A 15634-nucleotide genomic window follows, 5' to 3' on the forward strand; every position below is an offset into this window, starting at 1 on the left:
TGCCGGCTCAGTTGGTGGCGTCGTCGCGTCGAGGCAGGTTGCCCGGCGGTGCCGACCAGGGCGATCCCCCTCCGGTGCGCCGGGGCAGCGGCTCGGTGGGAGTCGGATCCGGGTCCGGGTAGCCCAGGCTCAGCGGCGCGGTGTCCCGTTCCGCCGACGATGGGACCGGCGGCCAGTCGGTCAGGGTCGGATCCGGTGCCGGGGTGTCGGGCGTCGCCGGCACCGGCTGCGGCACCGTGACCGGCCAGCGCCGCCAGCGCTGCCCGCTGAACGTCGCGATCAGCAGCATCATGCCGATCAGGAAGAGCGTCCCGTTCTCCACCGGCAACCTCAGCGGCAGCGGGTCGCCGAGGAACTCCCAGCCCGAGGGGATGCGCTCGCGCACCCGGAAGGGCGTGATGAACAGTCCGATATACGGGGTGATCAGCAGCAGCCCGGCCACCAGCGGGCCGAGCGGCGAGATGCGCAGCGTGCCGAGCAGGCCCAACACGATGCCACCGACAGCGAGGTATACGGCGGGTTCGATGAGGTTGGCGGTGTTGGAAGTGCCGATCTCCACCCACCGGTTGACGGTGCCCGCCGACCCGTCCTGACCGAGGGTGACGAGCACCCAGGTGACCGGCACCACCACCAGCCCTGCGAGGAAGCTCCACAGATGTCGCATCCGCGCACCGTACCGTTTCCGACATGACCGAGCACCCCACCACCGCTCTGCCGGGAAAACCGACCTCGTACTCCCGGGTGACTCTGAGTCGGATCATGACCGCAGTCGACGTGAACCTGTACGGAACGGTGCACGGCGGGGTGCTGATGAAGTTCGTCGACGACGTGGCCGGAGCGGCGGCGGCGCGGCACAGCGGCGGCACGGCGGTGACCGCCGCCATCGACGAGATCGTCTTCTCCGAGGCGGTCCGGGTGGGTGATCTGGTGCACGCGTACGCCCAGGTGAACTGGACCGGGCAGACCTCGATGGAGGTCGGTGTGCGGGTGATGGCCGAACGCTGGGACTCGGCCGACGCGCTGCCGGTGCGGGTGGCCACCGCATACCTCGTCTTCGTCGGGGTCGAGGTGGGCGGCGCGCCCCGGCCGGTGCGTCCGGTGTTGCCGGAGACACCGGAGGACGAGCGGCGCTGGCGCGAGGCGGAGATCCGCCGTGCCCACCGACTGGCCCGCCGTCGCGCCATCCAGGCCGCCCGCCGCGAACCCTGAGACGCCGCCGAGCTGCGGCCCGGCCCACACCGGTCGGCTACCGGGGATGTGGGTCTGCCACATGCGCCCGGCGGGTCCGGGTGCGGACAATGGCGCTGCGAGGTAGGGCAAGATGGCGCCACGGCCCACCGCACAATGTCGTGCCGGGCCAGGGGAGGAGTGGACCAGTGACGGACGTGCTGTGGACGCCACCGGCGGATGTGCTCCAGCGGTCACGGATCGGGGCTTACCTGCGATGGCTCGCCGAGCACCGGGGCCTGACGTTCGACGACTATGACGCCCTGTGGCGCTGGTCGGTCACCGACCTGGACGCCTTCTGGCGGTCGATCTGGGACCACTTCGATGTCGTCGCGCACACCCCGCCCACCGCCACCCTGGTCGACCGGGGCATGCCGGGCACCCGGTGGTTTCCCGGGGCCACCCTGAACTACGCCGAGAACGTGTTGCGGATGCCGGGCCGGGCCGACGACGACCCGGTGGTCGTGGCGCACAGCCAGACCCGGGGGCCGGTCACCCTCACCGCCGGGCAACTGCGCGAGCAGGTCCGCCGGGTCGCCGCCGGACTGCGTCGGCTCGGGGTCACCACCGGTGACCGGGTGGCGGCGTACGCGCCGAACATCCCCGAGACGTACGTGCTGATGCTGGCCACCGCCAGCCTCGGCGCCGTCTTCTCCTCCTGCGCGCCCGAGTTCGGCACCCGCAGCGTCACCGACCGGTGGCAGCAGATCGAGCCGACGGTGCTGGTCGCCGTCGACGGCTACCGCTACGGCGACAAGCCGGTGGACCGGCGTGCCGAGGTGGACGCGATCCGGGCCGCGTTGCCGACGTTGCGGCACACCGTGGCGATCCCCTACCTCGACCCTGGGGGTTCGGCGCCGGACGGGGCTCTGAGCTGGGATGACCTGGCGGCGGAGACCGACGAACCGCTGGGCTTCACCCCGGTGCCGTTCGACCATCCGCTGTACGTGCTGTACTCCTCCGGCACCACCGGGCTGCCCAAACCCATCGTGCACGGGCACGGGGGCATCCTGCTGGAGCACCTGAAGATGCTCGCCCTGCACCACGATCTGGGCCCGACCGACCGCTTCTTCTGGTTCACCACCACCGGCTGGATGATGTGGAACTTCCTGGTCTCCGGGCCGGCCGTGGGTGCGGCGATCGTGTTGTTCGACGGCAACCCCGGGCATCCCGACCTGGGCGCGATGTGGCGGCTGGCCGAGCAGACCGGCACCACGTACTTCGGCACCTCCGCACCGTTCCTGCTGGCCTGCCGTAAGGCCGGTCTGGTGCCGCGTGAGATCGCCGACCTCTCGGCGCTGCGCGGGCTCGGCTCCACCGGTGCGCCGCTGCCCGCCGAGGGTTTCACCTGGGTGTACGACACGGTCGGCCGTCACCTTCAGCTCCAGTCGCTGTCCGGCGGCACCGACGTCTGCACCGGGTTCGTCGGTGGTGTCCCGCTGTTGCCGGTACACGCCGGTGAGATCACCTGCCGCGCGCTGGGCGCCAAGGTGGAGGCCCGCTCGCCGGACGGCACCCCGGTGGTCGGCGAGCTGGGCGAACTGGTGATCACCGAGCCGATGCCGAGCATGCCGGTCGGCTTCTGGAACGACCCGGACGGGGTCCGCTACCGGGAGGCGTACTTCGACGTCTACCCCGGGGTGTGGCGGCACGGGGACTGGATCACCATCAACTCGCGGGGCGGGTGCGTCATCACCGGCCGCTCCGACGCCACCCTGAACCGGGGCGGGGTACGCCTCGGCACCGCCGAGTTCTACTCGGTCGTGGAAGGGCTCGACGAGATCGTCGACTCGGTGGTGGTGCACCTGGAGGACGACGAGGGCGGCGCCGGTGAGCTGCTGCTGTTCGTGGTGCTCGCGGAGGGGCTCTCCCTCGACGACGAGCTGCGGAAGAGAATCTGCCGCGAGCTGCGTACCGCGTTGTCCCCCCGGCACGTCCCCGACGAGATCCACCAGGTCCGGGCGGTGCCACGCACCCTGTCGGCGAAGAAGCTCGAGGTCCCGGTAAAGAAGATCCTCACCGGGACGCCGGTCGACCAGGCCGCCGCCAAGGGCGCTCTGGCCAACCCCGAATCGCTGGCCGCTTTCGCCACCCTGGCCCAGCACCGCGCCCCAGCTCCGGCCCACCCCACCACCTGAACTCGCGCCACGTCCCCGGTCAGGCGTGCCGTCCGCCACCTGCGGTCTGCCGCCCGCCGTGTGGTTGCCGTCCGCTGGCTCGCTGTCGTCACGTTCTGTCCACTGTCCCGCCGTAACCCGCCCAGGTGACCTCCACCTCACCGCGCCCTTTGCTCTGCTTCAACCCACGCAACAGTCACCCTCGGTAGCCATCCGGCACTCAACGGGCCCGCACTGTCGCCGCGTCGGACCAGCTCAGCCGGTTGTGCGTCGGTTGAAGCAGAGCAAAGCGTCGAGATGGGTTGGTCGGGTCCCGACGGCGTGGTGACGGTGAGCAACCGTTACTGAGGGTGATGTGGGGCTCGGGGTGTGTCCACCGACCCGGGTCGCCCCGAGCCAGCCTCTGGCCGTGAGGATGCAAGCGATCAGCTCAGGGCACGGAGCGATCAGCTCAGGGTGCGGGTGACCCGCTCCATGGTGCTGCGCTCGGCCAGGCGGGCTGGATCGGGGTGGGCGCAGAGCACCAGGGTCGCCCCCGCGCTCAGCGGGGCCAGCAGCCAGTCGAGCGGATCCGGGTGCCGGTCGACGTCCACGAGGAGCCGGTCGCCCGCAGCGATGCCGAGTTCGGCGGCGCGGGCGGTGGCCCGGGCGCGCAGCGCCGTGTGGTCGGGGCCGCCCGGGGGGTACGTCGTGAAGTGGTCGCCGTGGGCGCGGACCTCGGTGACGTAGTCGGCGAAGCCTTCCGGCACTTCCCGCAGCGGTAGCGCGAACGGGTGCAGCGCCAGCGCGTACCGGTCGTCGGCCGACCAGGCGGCGGCCTCGGCGACGCCGTCGGCGGTGGTGAAGAGTACGTCCACCTCGCCCGGTCGGTCAGCAGCCGCCGCCCCGGCGGAAGGCACCGCCAACCCGGCAGGCCGCACTGCCAACCCGGCCGACCAGCAGCCGAGCAACACGGCGGCGGTCTGCCAGTGCGGCGGCAGCAACACCGCTGCGGTGCTCCCCGGGCCGAGGACAAGTTCGTCGACGAGCAGGTTCGCCGTCTTGGCCACCCAGTTCGCCAGCGTGGCACCGGACAGCTCGGTGCGTTCGCCGGTCGCGTCGTCGTACCAGGTCAGCAGCGGGCGGTTCGGGTCGGTCGCGATCGCGTCGGCGAAGACCCGGGCAATGTTGTCGGCCATCGGCGCGAACGATACGCGCTCGCCGGCCGTACTCGATGGCAGCGACAAGTCTGCGTACCGTCGGGTCGCAGTCAGCGTCCGTGCCCGGCTCCGGCGTAGGCTTGCCGGAGTGTTGTTCCCCACAGTCCCGCCACCACAAGGAGTAGCCCCGTGACCGCCGGCCGTCCGCCCCGCGTGCTCATCGACGCCACGAGTGTTCCCGCCGATCGCGGCGGCGTCGGTAGATACGTCGATGGCCTGCTCGGTGCCCTCGGCAAGGTGTGCGGATCGGCCGTGGACCTGGTGGTCGTCAGCCTCCGCACCGATCTTGAGCGTTACCGCCGGATGCTGCCCGACGCGGAGATCATCCCGGCGCCGTCCGCGGTCGCGCACCGGCCCGCCCGGCTCGCCTGGGAGCAGACCGGCCTGCCCCTGCTCGCCCAGCAGGTCGGCGCCGAGGTGCTGCACTCGCCCTTCTACACCTGCCCGCTGCGGGCCGGCTGCCCGGTGACCGTGACGGTGCACGATGCGACGTTCTTCACCGAGCCGGAGCACTACGACAAGTCCCGCCGTACCTTCTTCCGCAGCGCCATCAAGACCTCGCTGCGGCGCGCGGACCGGGTGATCGTGCCCAGCAAGGCCACCCGGGACGAGCTGATCCGGCTGCTGGACGCCGACCCGACCAAGATTGACGTGGCCTACCACGGCGTGGACCACGACGCCTTCCACGCGCCCAGCGACGAGGAGAAGGCCCGGGTCCGGGCCCGCCTCGGGCTCGGCGGCGGCAGCTACGTCGCGTTCCTCGGGGCCAAGGAGCCCCGCAAGAACGTGCCGAACCTGATCCGGGGCTGGGCCCGAGCGGTCACCGACCGACAGGATCCGCCCGCGCTGGTGGTGGCCGGCGGGCAGGGGCACGACGACGACATCGACCGCGCGGTGGCCGAGGTCCCCTCGCACCTGCGCCTGCTGCGTCCCGGTTACCTCCGCTACGGCGATCTGCCCGGCTTCCTCGGCGGGGCCCTGGTGGCCGCGTACCCCTCCTACGGCGAGGGGTTCGGCCTGCCCATCCTGGAGGCGATGGCGTGCGCCGCCCCGGTGCTCACCACCCCCCGGTTGTCGCTGCCCGAGGTCGGGGGCGACGCGGTGGCGTACACCAGCGAGGACCCCGACCAGATCGCCACCGACCTGGCCGCGTTGCTCGACGACGAGCCGCGTCGGTTGTCGCTGGCCAAGGCCGGATTCGACCGGGCGAAGGAGTTCACCTGGGGATCCAGCGCCGAGGTGCACATCGCGGCGTGGACCAGGGCACGGGCGTGAGGCGGGCAACCGAGGCGCCCGGTCCGGGTGGTTCGGGCATGATGGCCTGGTGATCTATGTCGTCATTCCGGCCGGTGGCAGCGGCACAAGGCTCTGGCCGCTGTCCCGCGCCGGCCATCCCAAGTTCCTCCACCCGTTCACCGGTACCTCCGCGTCGCTGCTCCAGGCGACGGTCGAGCGGCTGGGGCCGCTGACCACCCCGGAACGCACCATGGTGGTCACCGGGGTCGCGCACGCTGCGGCCGTGGCCCGGCAACTGACCGGCCTGCCGGAGGAGAACATCCTGGTCGAGCCGTCGCCCCGGGACTCCTGCGCCGCCATCGCGCTGGCCGCTGCGGTGATCGCCGTACGCGACCCGGACGCGGTGATGGGTTCGTTCGCGGCCGACCATCTGATCGGCGACCCGCAGCAGTGGGTGAGCACGGTCCGGGAGGCGGTCTGGGGCGCGGAGCAGGGGCTGCTCATGACGGTGGGGATCACGCCGACCCGGCCGGAGACCGGCTACGGATACCTGCGGACCGGCGAGCCGGTCGACGGCGGCCCGATGCGCCCGGTCGTCGAGTTCAAGGAGAAGCCGAGCGCTGAGGTGGCCGAGACGTACGTGCGGTCCGGCCACTACCTCTGGAACGCCGGCATGTTCGTCTGGCGGGTGTCGGCGTTCCTCGCCGAGTTGGCCCGGCAGCAGCCCGACATGCACGCCGGGGTCACCGCGATCGCGGCGGCGTGGGGCTCCGACGAGCAGGACGACGTGCTCGGTACGGTCTGGCCAACGCTGACGAAGATCTCGGTGGACTACGCGGTGATGGAGGGGGCGGCTGCGGCCGGCCGGGTGGCGACCGTACCCGGTGACTTCCGGTGGAACGACGTGGGTGACTTCCACACCCTCGGTGAGGTGCTGCCGGCGGATGCCGACGGAAACGTGGTGCTCGCGGGCGAGGCCAAGCCGGAGGTCCTGCTGCACGACAGCAGCGGCATGGTGGTGGCACCACAGGCCGGTCGGCTGGTCGCCGCCGTGGGCGTACGCGACCTGATCGTGGTCGACACCGTGGACGCGCTGCTGGTCTGCCCGCGCGACCGCGCCCAGGACGTGAAGTCGATCGTGGACGAGCTCAAGAGACGGGGCGAGGACGAGCTCGTCTGAAGGCCGCCAGGCCCGGCGTGACCAGCCGGGCCGTGCCGCCGGCCAGCGGGTGGGGGAGCTGCTGCGGGGGGAACCAGCCGAGTGCCTCGGACTCGGCGCTGACCCGTTCCGTCGCTCCGGCCGGGGCGAACACCGCGAAGCGCACGTCGTGGTGCAGAGATCCGCCCTGGCAGGCCACCGGGTGCACGTCCACATCGATGGGCGTCGGATCGATCGACAGACCGCTGATGCCGGACTCCTCGGTGGCCTCCCGCAACGCGGCGGCGGCCAACGTCCGGTCGCCGGACTCGCAGTGCCCGCCCAACTGCACCCATCGGTGGAACTTCCCGTGCAGGCAGAGCAGCACCTGGGTGCCGGTCGCGTCGAACACCAACGCGCTGGCGGTGACGTGGCCGGCCCGGTGTTCCCGGCTCATCGCGATCGGCCCGGCGTTGAGTAGGTCGAGGGTGCGGTCGCGGGCCTCGGCCGCGTCCGGGCTGGTCGGCGTCCAGCGGGTGAGCACCGCCACCGCGTCGGCGTGCAACGCCGCCCAGCCATCCGCGTCGCCGCGCGGGGATCCGTCCACCACCTGGGGCGTCGACAACGGCTGCTCCTTTCGTCCGAGCTTCGTTCAGAGAGCGAGGGTGGCGGCGGCGGTGGTGCCGTTGGGCGGTGGGAGGAGTTGGGCGGGGACATCCACCGCCGCGAGGGCGGTGCGCAGGCGCTGCACGTCCGTGCCGAACCGGACCAACTGGACCGGGCCGACGGGGGTGGGTGGGGAGCAGAGCACCAGAGCGGTGGCGTCGGTCGGCCATCCCGGCACGATGGCGGTCAGCGCCCGGCGTGCCTCGTCGTCGGTGACCTGGGTGAAGACCGTGCCGGGCGCGATCACGTCGGCGACCGAGGCGATCGCCTGGTCGACCACGGCCGGGTCGGGTGCGGTGTCACCCGGGCGGTCCGGCAGGGTGGCGGCGGCCGCCATCCCGGCGGCCCTCGCCTCGGCGGTACCGAGCGAGAACAGATCCATCGAGGCGTCCCGGACCAGGACCCGGGCACCCTCGCCGTCCTCGGTCAGCGGGGGCGTCAGGTAGCCGCGGATCACCGCGACCGGCATCTGGTCGCACTTCCCCTTGATCAGTTCGCCGGCTCCGGCCAACTCGTCGACCACCGCCATCTGGGTCAGCACCAGCTCGTTGCCGTACGGGTCGACCTCGCCCCGGTGGTCGCGGATGGCGTCCATCCCGGCGACTCCGAGGGCCACGTCGGTCAGGCCGTTGCGCCAGGGGCGACCCATGGTGTCGCTGACGATGATTGCCACGTTCACGCCGTACCGTTCGCGTAGCCCGGCGCGGAGCGCGCGGGCCGAGGCGTCCGGGTCCTCCGGCAGCAGCACCAGCCGGGTCTTGTCGACGTTGGAGGCGTCGATCCCGGCCGAGGCCATCACGAAGCCGTGGTGGGTCTGCACGATCCGGGTCGCGCCGCGCGACGCCACCACGCGTGCCGTCTCCGCCGTCAGCACCCTGTCCCGGGCGGCCTGCCGGTCCGGGCCGTCGGCGGGTACGTCCACCAGCCGTCCCTCGGCCTTGGAGATGATTTTGCTGGTCACCACCAGCACATCCCCGTCGCGCAGCCACGGCGCCGCGCTCCCGATCAGGACCGCCAGGTCGTCGCCCTCGGTCACATGCCCGATGCCGGGCACCGGCAGGATCTCCAGTCTCACGTCAACTCCACCGCGGCGCGGACCATCGCCGCCGTCGCCGCCTCGTCGGTCATCCGCAACGGCACCGCACGGACCGTCACGTCCGGCACCAGTGTTCCCGCGTCCTCCTCGGCCACCAACCAGCCGTCGAGCAGACCACCGTTGGCTCGGCTCCCGTACAGCCCGCCGACTCCGGCGGCGGTGCAGTCGACACCGACGACCGCCAGGCAGCGGTCGGCCATGCCACGCACCGGCGCACCGCCGATGATCGGTGAGACGCCGACCACCGGGGCCGGACCGTCCGTCACCGCCTCGCGCAGGCCCGGCACGGCCAGGATCGGCGCGATGCTGACCACCGGGTTGCTCGGTGCCACGAGCACCACGTCGGCCCCGGCGATCGCCTCCGTCACGCCAGGTGCCGGCTTCGCCGTCTCCGCGCCGACGAAGACGAACCGGTGGGTCGGGATCTCCGCCCGGTACCGCACCCACCACTCCTGGAAGTGGATCGCCCGCTGGCCACCGTCGGAAGGCCCGCCGGTGGCGCTGGTCGCGCCCGGCGCGCCACTGACGACCGCGTGCGTCTCCAGGCGGTCGTCGGTCGCCGGCAGCAGGCGTACGCCGGGCTGCCAGCGGGTCGCCAGCGCCTCGGTGACCTGGTGCAGCGGATATCCGGCGTCGAGCATGGTGGTGCGTACCAGGTGGGTGGCGATGTCGCGGTCGCCCAACCCGAACCAGCTCGGCTCGGCACCGTACGCGGCCAGCTCCTCCTTGACCGTCCAGCTCTCGTCGACGCGCCCCCAGCCTCGTTCCGGGTCGGCGCCGCCGCCGAGGGTGTACAGCACGCTGTCCAGGTCCGGGCAGATCCGGAGCCCGTGCAGCCGTAGGTCATCGCCGACGTTGACCACCGCGGTCACCTCGGCACCCACCTCGCGGGCGTACGCCCGCACCCCCAGCAGGAACCGGGCACCGCCGATTCCGCCGGTCAGAACCACGATGCGCATTCGTCCATCCTCGCCTACGTGACGCCTCCGGCAGCCAAGTGCCCCGGGAGACTAGGCTCACGTCGGCATCCGTCCGCTTTCGCCTCAGGGAGAGTTCGTGACCAGCCCCGCCGAGCCCCCGCCCACCGACCCGACGCCGGCCCGACAGGTGACCGGCCCGCTGCGTGAACTCGTCGCCCTCGTGCTACTCGGCGCGAACGCCGTCCTCCTCTTCGTGGGGGTGATCCGGCTGCTGACCCCGCAGGGCGCCTACAGCACGGTGACCGGGCGCGCCGGCAACTCGTTCTTCGCCTTCGTCGGCGTCGAGGCGGTCGTCCTGCCGGTGCTGGCGGTCCTGCTGGCCACGCATCTGGCCCCGACCGTCGGGCGGGCGAAACTGATCGCGCAGGTGGCTCTGATCGAGTACGCGGTCAGCGCCGTGCTCGGCGGTCTGACCCTGCTGATCTGGCTGGTCGGCCGACTGGCCGAGGCGCAGCTCTTCGACGCGTTGACCGGCCTGCTGATCCGGGCCGCCTGGGTGGCGCTGTTCCTGGTGGCCGCGTACGTGGTGTGGAGTGTGTGGCGGCGGCTCTACTACGTGCCGCGTCCCAAGTCCGAGCCCGGTCTGTACGGCACGCCGCAGCCGGGCTGGCCGCAGTCGGGTGCTCCGGGCCAGTTCGGTGGCCAGCCGGGTGCTCCGGGCCAGTTCGGTGGCCAGCCGGGTCAGCAGGGCGGCGGGTGGGTGCCGCCCGGCCAGACGAGCTGGCCGGGCGCTGACCGTCCCGGCTACCCGGCCGGTTACCCCGGCACCGGTCAGCCGGGTGGGGGCCAGCCGAACCAGCCCGTCTCCGGTCAGCCTGGCGGCTACCCGACGCCTGGCCAGCCCGGCTGGCCCAGCGCGGGCCAGGCACCGTCGGCCGGTGGACCGCCCGAGTCGCCGCACACCTGGCCGCCGCACGGCCAGCCGGCCGTGCCACCCCAGTCGGCGGCACCGTCCTCGCCGGCGGCACCGCCGTTCGGGCAGCCGGCCTCGGCCGACCCGACGCAGAGCATCCCGCGTCAGGCTGCCGAGCCCACGCAGGCGATCCCGCACCAGGGTGTGGAGCCGACCCAGGCCGTCCCGCGACCGGGTGACGGCGACGCGGACCCGTCGCGTCCCCGCCCGGACGGTGACGTCGACCGCACCCAGCGGATCGATCCGGGCGACCAGTCGAGCTGAGCGGCGGTCGTCAGGCACGTGCGGTTGCCCACGCGGCAGGCGTCGAGCCGCAGCACAGCACATAGGCTGAGCGAATGGTTGATCAGAGCGAGCGCGGTTCGGGTGACGGAGGTGTACGGCGCGCCCTGCGTCGCGCCGCCACCGGGCGGGCGCTCGACGTCGACGAGGCGTCGACCCTGCTGAGCGCCCGGGGCGAGGCCCTTGCGGAACTGCTCGACATCGCCGGGGCGATCCGCGACGCGGGTCTGCGCGACGCCGGCCGTCCCGGCGTGGTCACGTACTCGAAGAAGGTCTTCATTCCGCTGACCCGGCTCTGCCGGGACCGCTGCCACTACTGCACGTTCGCCACGGTGCCGCACCGGCTGCCGGCCGCCTTCCTCGACCGCGACGAGGTGCTGGCGATCGCCCGCGCCGGTGCGGCACAGGGCTGCAAGGAGGCCCTGTTCACCCTCGGTGACCGGCCCGAGGAGCGCTGGCCGGCGGCCCGGCAGTGGCTGGACGAACGCGGCTACGGGTCGACCCTGGATTACCTGCGGGCCTGCGCCGTGGCGGTGCTGGAGGAGACCGGCCTGCTGCCGCACCTGAACCCCGGCGTGCTCTCCTGGGCGGAACTGCAACGGCTCAAGCCGGTGGCGCCGAGCATGGGGATGATGTTGGAGACCACGGCCACCAGGCTGTGGTCCGAGCCGGGCGGCCCGCACTACGGCTCCCCGGACAAGGAACCGGCGGTGCGGTTGCGGGTGCTCGACGACGCGGGCCGGGTAGGTGTCCCGTTCACCACGGGCATCCTGATCGGTATCGGCGAGACCCTCGCCGAACGGGTCGACGCGATCTTCGCCATCCGGCGTACGCAGCGCGAGTACGGCCACCTCCAGGAGGTGATCGTGCAGAACTTCCGGGCCAAGCCGGACACGGCGATGCGCGGCATGCCCGACGCGGAACTGCACGACCTCGCGGCCACCGTGGCGGTGGCCCGGATCCTGCTGGGCCCCAAGGCGCGCATCCAGGCACCACCGAACCTGATCGCCGGTGAGTACGACCTGCTGCTGCGGGCCGGGATCGACGACTGGGGCGGCGTCTCACCGGTGACCCCGGACCACGTCAACCCGGAACGTCCCTGGCCCCAGCTCGACGAGCTGGCGGCCCGCACGGCAGCGGCCGGGTTCACGCTCCGGGAGCGGCTGACCGTCTACCCGGAGTATGTCCGGGCCGGTTCGCCGTGGCTGGACGCACGACTACTACCGCACGTGACCGCGCTGGCCGATCCGGCGACCGGGTTGGCGGTCGAGGCGGCCCGTCCGGTGGGCCGGGCGTGGCAGGAGCCCGACGAGACCTTCGGCGGGCGTACCGACCTGCACGCCACCATCGACACCACGGGCCGTACGGAGGACCGGCGGGGCGACTTCGACCACGTCTACGGCGACTGGGCGGAGGTCGCCGCGAAGGCGGCTGTGCCACCGGCCCGGGTGGTCGCCGAGGGTGCCCCGGCGGCGGAGGCGGCGGGTGGGGCCCGGGTCGGCCGGCAGGCCACCGCCGGCTTTGGCGACGCTGACGTGCGGGCCGGGCTGCGGTTGGCCGCCGAGGACCCGGCGGCGCTGCTGGAGCCCCGACACACCGATGCCGCGCTGGCGCTGTTCGGCGCGGACGGACCGGCCCTGGACGAGCTGTGCCGCATCGCCGACGAGCTGCGCCGCTCGGCTGTCGGTGACGACGTGACCTATGTGGTCAATCGCAACATCAACTTCTCCAACGTCTGTTACGTGGGCTGCCGTTTCTGCGCCTTCGCGCAGCGGGAACGGGACGCCGACGCGTACCGGCTGTCGGTGGCGCAGGTGGCCGACCGGGCGCAGGAGGCATGGGAGGCCGGTGCGGGAGAGGTCTGTCTCCAGGGCGGCATCGACCCGCAGCTGCCGGTGACGATCTATGCCGACCTGGTCCGGGCGATCAAGGCCCGGGTGCCCGAGATGCACGTGCACGCCTTCTCGCCGATGGAGATCGTCACCGCCGCCGCCAAGGCCGGCGTGTCGGTGCGGGAGTGGCTGACGGGGCTGCGCGAGGCGGGCCTGGACACCATTCCCGGCACCGCGGCGGAGATCCTCGACGACGAGGTGCGCTGGGTGCTCACCAAGGGCAAGTTGCCGACCGCCGCCTGGGTCGAGGTGGTCAGCACGGCCCACGAGCTGGGCATCCGGTCCAGCTCGACGATGATGTACGGCCACGTCGATCACCCCGCGCACTGGTTGGCGCATTTCCGGGTGCTGGCCGGGGTGCAGGACCGTACCGGCGGGTTCACCGAGTTCGTGGCGCTGCCGTTCGTGCACACCAACGCCCCGATCTACCTCGCCGGCATCGCGCGACCCGGGCCGACGTGGCGGGAGAACCGGGTGGTGCACGCGATGGCGCGGGTGCTGCTGCATGGTCGGATCGACAACATCCAGTGCTCCTGGGTGAAGCTGGGTGACGCCGGGACCGCGGAGTTGTTGCGCAGTGGCTGCAACGACCTGGGTGGCACGTTGATGGAGGAGACGATTTCGCGGATGGCCGGCTCCGGCAACGGCTCGGCGCGTACCGAGGAGCAGTTGCGGGCGATCGCCGCGGCGGCGGGCCGACCGGCGCGGAGGCGTACGACCGCGTACGGGCAAATCGCTGCTTAGCGTGTTCGAGAAGGCCATGCCATGCAGCGCCGGCCTCAGACGACGACCGGCCGCGTCACTTAACGAATAGTTCTCACACCGCTGGGTTGAGTCACCGAACAGCGGTAACGGAACCGAATCCAGTGCGGCGCTCCTCCCGGCGTGTCTTCCACAGTGCTGCTTATCCGTCCAGGGCGGCGGATACCGTTTGGTGAGACGGTACGACGCCTCCAGGATGGATTGTCGGCGGTGGCATGACGGTCCCCGTTCTCGCTGTGTCGACCGGTCTGGCCAGCGTGAATACGTGACCGGTTCGGGTCTTCGGTCGCCGTGGTCCGTCCACATTGTGGGCGGAAGGCGGTCGTCGTTCGCCTGCTCGGCGGGCAGGGTTGGCCGAGTCGGGATAACCTTGCGAACCAAGATCAACCGGTCGTGGTGGGTGGCTTCCCCGGTGTCGGCGCGAAGCCCGAGCGCAGCTGTGGTGCCCGGCGCGCCACGGGAGAAAACTCGGGCAACTCGCCGGGGAGGGCGTTACTCGGCCGGGGTCTGAATCGATAGGGCAGGGCGGGACCGGGTGGTGCGAACGGCCGTCCGGGACACATGTCGGGAGGGCGACTCCATTATCAAGTTTGGCTTGACGGCGCACGCATTACACGCGTGTAATTTGAATGGGGTTGTTCGCACGGAACGCACGATAACGGGACCGGACGGACAAAGCACGCCTTTCGCGTGGGGGGTTGCAGCGGCGACGATGCCGGTGCGCGACAAGGAGGCAACTGAATGGACGGCCAGCTTGAGGCGGCCGACCTGCTCGGAAACGCGCCGGAGTGGCAGGAGCGGGCCCTGTGCTCGCAGACCGACCCGGAGGCGTTCTTCCCCGAGAAGGGCGGCTCGACCCGCGAGGCGAAGCGCATCTGCTCGCGGTGCGAGGTCAAGACGGAATGCCTCGAATACGCTCTCGGCCACGACGAGCGGTTCGGGATCTGGGGTGGGCTCTCCGAACGGGAGCGGCGCAAGCTCAAGCGCCGGGCGGCCTGACCAGAGGTGGGGATGGGACGGTTGGGGGCCGTCCCACCCGTGTCGGCCAGGGGGTGGCCGCGATCAGGCCAACTCGTCCGGGTCGACGCCGAGCAGGTTCGCCACCTGTTCGATGATCACATCGTGGACCAGGTCGGCCAGGTCCTCCCGGTCCATGGCCCGGAACTCCAATGGTCGCCGGTACAGCACGATCCGTGGCGGCATCTCCTGACGGCCGGGGCGACCGGGCAACAACCGGGCCAACGGCACCTCGCCGTCCTCCAGCACATCGGAGTCGTAGACGTTCAGGTCGGGCGGGACGTCCTCGACGGCGAACTCCACCCCGGCGAGTTCCTTGGCGAACCGCCGTTCCAGCGTCTCGACGGTGTCCAGCACCAGATCGTCGAAGATCTCCGCCTTGGTCCGGGCCAGCGGCACGGTGGCCGGCACCAACCGCCCACGCAGACCGCGTCCATGCCGGTCGCGGTGCGCCCGCCGGCCGATGCCGGGGCGGCGGTTCTCCGGGCTCGTCATGAGCCAAAGCGTAGCCCCCGGCTGGCTCCGGTCCGCGTCAGCGCCGGCTGTGTGGCGCGTTGCGCCACCGCACGAGAAATGTGATCACCAAGTCGGGCGTGTCGTAACGCGAACCGATGCGCCGAAGCCGGTAATGGAGATACCCTGCGCCGGTGAGGTCTCCACGGCGCTGCTCCCGCAACGGCTGCCCCCGGCAAGCGGTCGCCACGCTGACCTATGTCTACAACGAGTCGACAGCGGTGGTGGGCCCGCTGGCCGCTTTCGCCGAGCCGCACACGTACGACCTCTGTGAGCCGCATGCGCGCAGCCTGACCGCTCCGCGCGGCTGGGAGGTGGTGCGGCACGAGGGCGAGTTCGAGCCGCCGCCGCCCACCACCGACGACTTGGTGGCTCTCGCCGAGGCGGTCCGCGAGGCCGCCCGCCCCGCTCCCCGCCCTCCCCAGGAGGACCAGAACTCCTCCACCACGCCCCCCGCGTCGTCCCCCACCTCCCGCCGCGGCCACCTCCGCGTAATCCCCCCCACCCACTAACCCCCCACCCGTTACCTTTTTGATCGTCCCCAGCCGGGGACGGCTCGGTCGCCCGGCTCGGTATGACTGACTGCCCCTGTCGTT

At 71.9% G+C, this 15634-nt stretch carries 14 protein-coding genes; 8 read left to right on the top strand and 6 right to left on the bottom strand.

The features are described from left to right. Nucleotides 1-7 precede the first annotated feature (7 nt). Entirely contained in the window at nt 8-664 is a 657-nt protein-coding gene (locus tag ACLQ2S_RS14675) for a hypothetical protein (RefSeq protein WP_425701847.1), read from the bottom strand. Nucleotides 665-687: 23 nt separating this feature from the next. On the opposite strand from ACLQ2S_RS14675, the gene ACLQ2S_RS14680 reads away from it, so the two are divergent. Continuing rightward, nucleotides 688-1209 (top strand): acyl-CoA thioesterase, encoded by a 522-nt coding sequence (locus ACLQ2S_RS14680; RefSeq protein WP_425701848.1) that lies wholly within the window; start codon nt 688-690, stop codon nt 1207-1209. 167 nt (nt 1210-1376) lie between these two features. After that, complete coding sequence (locus tag ACLQ2S_RS14685; RefSeq protein ID WP_309222657.1) at nt 1377-3365, top strand: acetoacetate--CoA ligase; 1989 nt, start codon at nt 1377-1379, stop codon at nt 3363-3365. A gap of 425 nt (nt 3366-3790) precedes the next feature. Here ACLQ2S_RS14685 and ACLQ2S_RS14690 read toward each other — a convergent pair whose 3' ends face one another. Continuing rightward, entirely contained in the window at nt 3791-4522 is a 732-nt protein-coding gene (locus ACLQ2S_RS14690; protein ID WP_425701849.1) for a TIGR03089 family protein, read from the bottom strand. A gap of 150 nt (nt 4523-4672) precedes the next feature. Here ACLQ2S_RS14690 and ACLQ2S_RS14695 point away from each other — a divergent pair, with 150 nt between their 5' ends. Both ACLQ2S_RS14695 and ACLQ2S_RS14700 read left to right on the top strand, forming a co-directional pair. Beyond that, nucleotides 4673-5818 (top strand): glycosyltransferase family 4 protein, encoded by a 1146-nt coding sequence (locus ACLQ2S_RS14695; protein WP_309222656.1) that lies wholly within the window; start codon nt 4673-4675, stop codon nt 5816-5818. 49 nt (nt 5819-5867) lie between these two features. Continuing rightward, nucleotides 5868-6959 carry a mannose-1-phosphate guanylyltransferase gene (locus ACLQ2S_RS14700; RefSeq protein ID WP_309222655.1) on the top strand — a complete coding sequence of 364 codons (1092 nt, stop codon included), beginning with the start codon at nt 5868-5870 and terminating at the stop codon, nt 6957-6959. Here the strand turns inward: ACLQ2S_RS14700 and ACLQ2S_RS14705 are convergent. The 3 genes from ACLQ2S_RS14705 to cofD are packed head-to-tail and all read right to left on the bottom strand — an operon-like array spanning nt 6928 to nt 9638. Then, the gene (locus tag ACLQ2S_RS14705; protein ID WP_155215092.1) at nt 6928-7542 is read right to left on the bottom strand and encodes an NUDIX hydrolase; all 615 of its coding nucleotides are present in this window, start codon (nt 7540-7542) and stop codon (nt 6928-6930) included. The genes ACLQ2S_RS14700 and ACLQ2S_RS14705 overlap by 32 nt on opposite strands. A 27-nt stretch (nt 7543-7569) precedes the next feature. Then, complete coding sequence (locus tag ACLQ2S_RS14710) at nt 7570-8658, bottom strand: coenzyme F420-0:L-glutamate ligase (protein WP_425701850.1); 1089 nt, start codon at nt 8656-8658, stop codon at nt 7570-7572. Further along, nucleotides 8655-9638, bottom strand: a complete 984-nt coding sequence (gene cofD / locus ACLQ2S_RS14715) for a 2-phospho-L-lactate transferase (RefSeq protein ID WP_425701851.1) — start codon at nt 9636-9638, stop codon at nt 8655-8657. Before cofD ends, ACLQ2S_RS14710 begins: the two co-directional genes overlap by 4 nt. A 97-nt stretch (nt 9639-9735) precedes the next feature. Here cofD and ACLQ2S_RS14720 point away from each other — a divergent pair, with 97 nt between their 5' ends. From ACLQ2S_RS14720 to ACLQ2S_RS14730, 3 genes are all read left to right on the top strand, one after another. Next, nucleotides 9736-10836, top strand: coding sequence for a hypothetical protein (locus ACLQ2S_RS14720; RefSeq protein WP_196222454.1), 1101 nt, complete (start codon nt 9736-9738; stop codon nt 10834-10836). A gap of 74 nt (nt 10837-10910) precedes the next feature. Then, nucleotides 10911-13490: a bifunctional FO biosynthesis protein CofGH gene (locus ACLQ2S_RS14725; protein ID WP_155215090.1), complete on the top strand. Its 2580-nt coding sequence runs from the start codon at nt 10911-10913 to the stop codon at nt 13488-13490. 759 nt (nt 13491-14249) lie between these two features. Next, nucleotides 14250-14507 (top strand): WhiB family transcriptional regulator, encoded by a 258-nt coding sequence (locus ACLQ2S_RS14730; RefSeq protein ID WP_013731688.1) that lies wholly within the window; start codon nt 14250-14252, stop codon nt 14505-14507. Nucleotides 14508-14570: 63 nt separating this feature from the next. On the opposite strand, the gene ACLQ2S_RS14735 is transcribed toward ACLQ2S_RS14730, so the two are convergent. Continuing rightward, the gene (locus tag ACLQ2S_RS14735) at nt 14571-15020 is read right to left on the bottom strand and encodes a metallopeptidase family protein (RefSeq protein WP_155215089.1); all 450 of its coding nucleotides are present in this window, start codon (nt 15018-15020) and stop codon (nt 14571-14573) included. 152 nt (nt 15021-15172) lie between these two features. Between ACLQ2S_RS14735 and ACLQ2S_RS14740 the strand changes: the two genes are divergently transcribed. Continuing rightward, nucleotides 15173-15550: a DUF3499 domain-containing protein gene (locus ACLQ2S_RS14740; protein ID WP_309222653.1), complete on the top strand. Its 378-nt coding sequence runs from the start codon at nt 15173-15175 to the stop codon at nt 15548-15550. The last annotated feature ends 84 nt before the right edge of the window (nt 15551-15634 follow it).

Source organism: Micromonospora sp. DT48 (assembly GCF_049844495.1).
GTDB lineage: Bacteria > Actinomycetota > Actinomycetes > Mycobacteriales > Micromonosporaceae > Micromonospora.

What these genes read in the sequence shown, in the direction of transcription:
- ACLQ2S_RS14680 (WP_425701848.1), top strand. Translation starts at nt 688, where the DNA reads ATGACCGAGCACCCCACCACCGCTCTGCCGGGAAAACCGACCTCGTAC.
- ACLQ2S_RS14690 (WP_425701849.1), bottom strand. Translation starts at nt 4,522, where the DNA reads ATGGCCGACAACATTGCCCGGGTCTTCGCCGACGCGATCGCGACCGAC.
- ACLQ2S_RS14725 (WP_155215090.1), top strand. Translation starts at nt 10,911, where the DNA reads ATGGTTGATCAGAGCGAGCGCGGTTCGGGTGACGGAGGTGTACGGCGC.
- ACLQ2S_RS14735 (WP_155215089.1), bottom strand. Translation starts at nt 15,020, where the DNA reads ATGACGAGCCCGGAGAACCGCCGCCCCGGCATCGGCCGGCGGGCGCAC.
- ACLQ2S_RS14730 (WP_013731688.1), top strand. Translation starts at nt 14,250, where the DNA reads ATGGACGGCCAGCTTGAGGCGGCCGACCTGCTCGGAAACGCGCCGGAG.
- cofD (WP_425701851.1), bottom strand. Translation starts at nt 9,638, where the DNA reads ATGCGCATCGTGGTTCTGACCGGCGGAATCGGCGGTGCCCGGTTCCTG.
- ACLQ2S_RS14675 (WP_425701847.1), bottom strand. Translation starts at nt 664, where the DNA reads ATGCGACATCTGTGGAGCTTCCTCGCAGGGCTGGTGGTGGTGCCGGTC.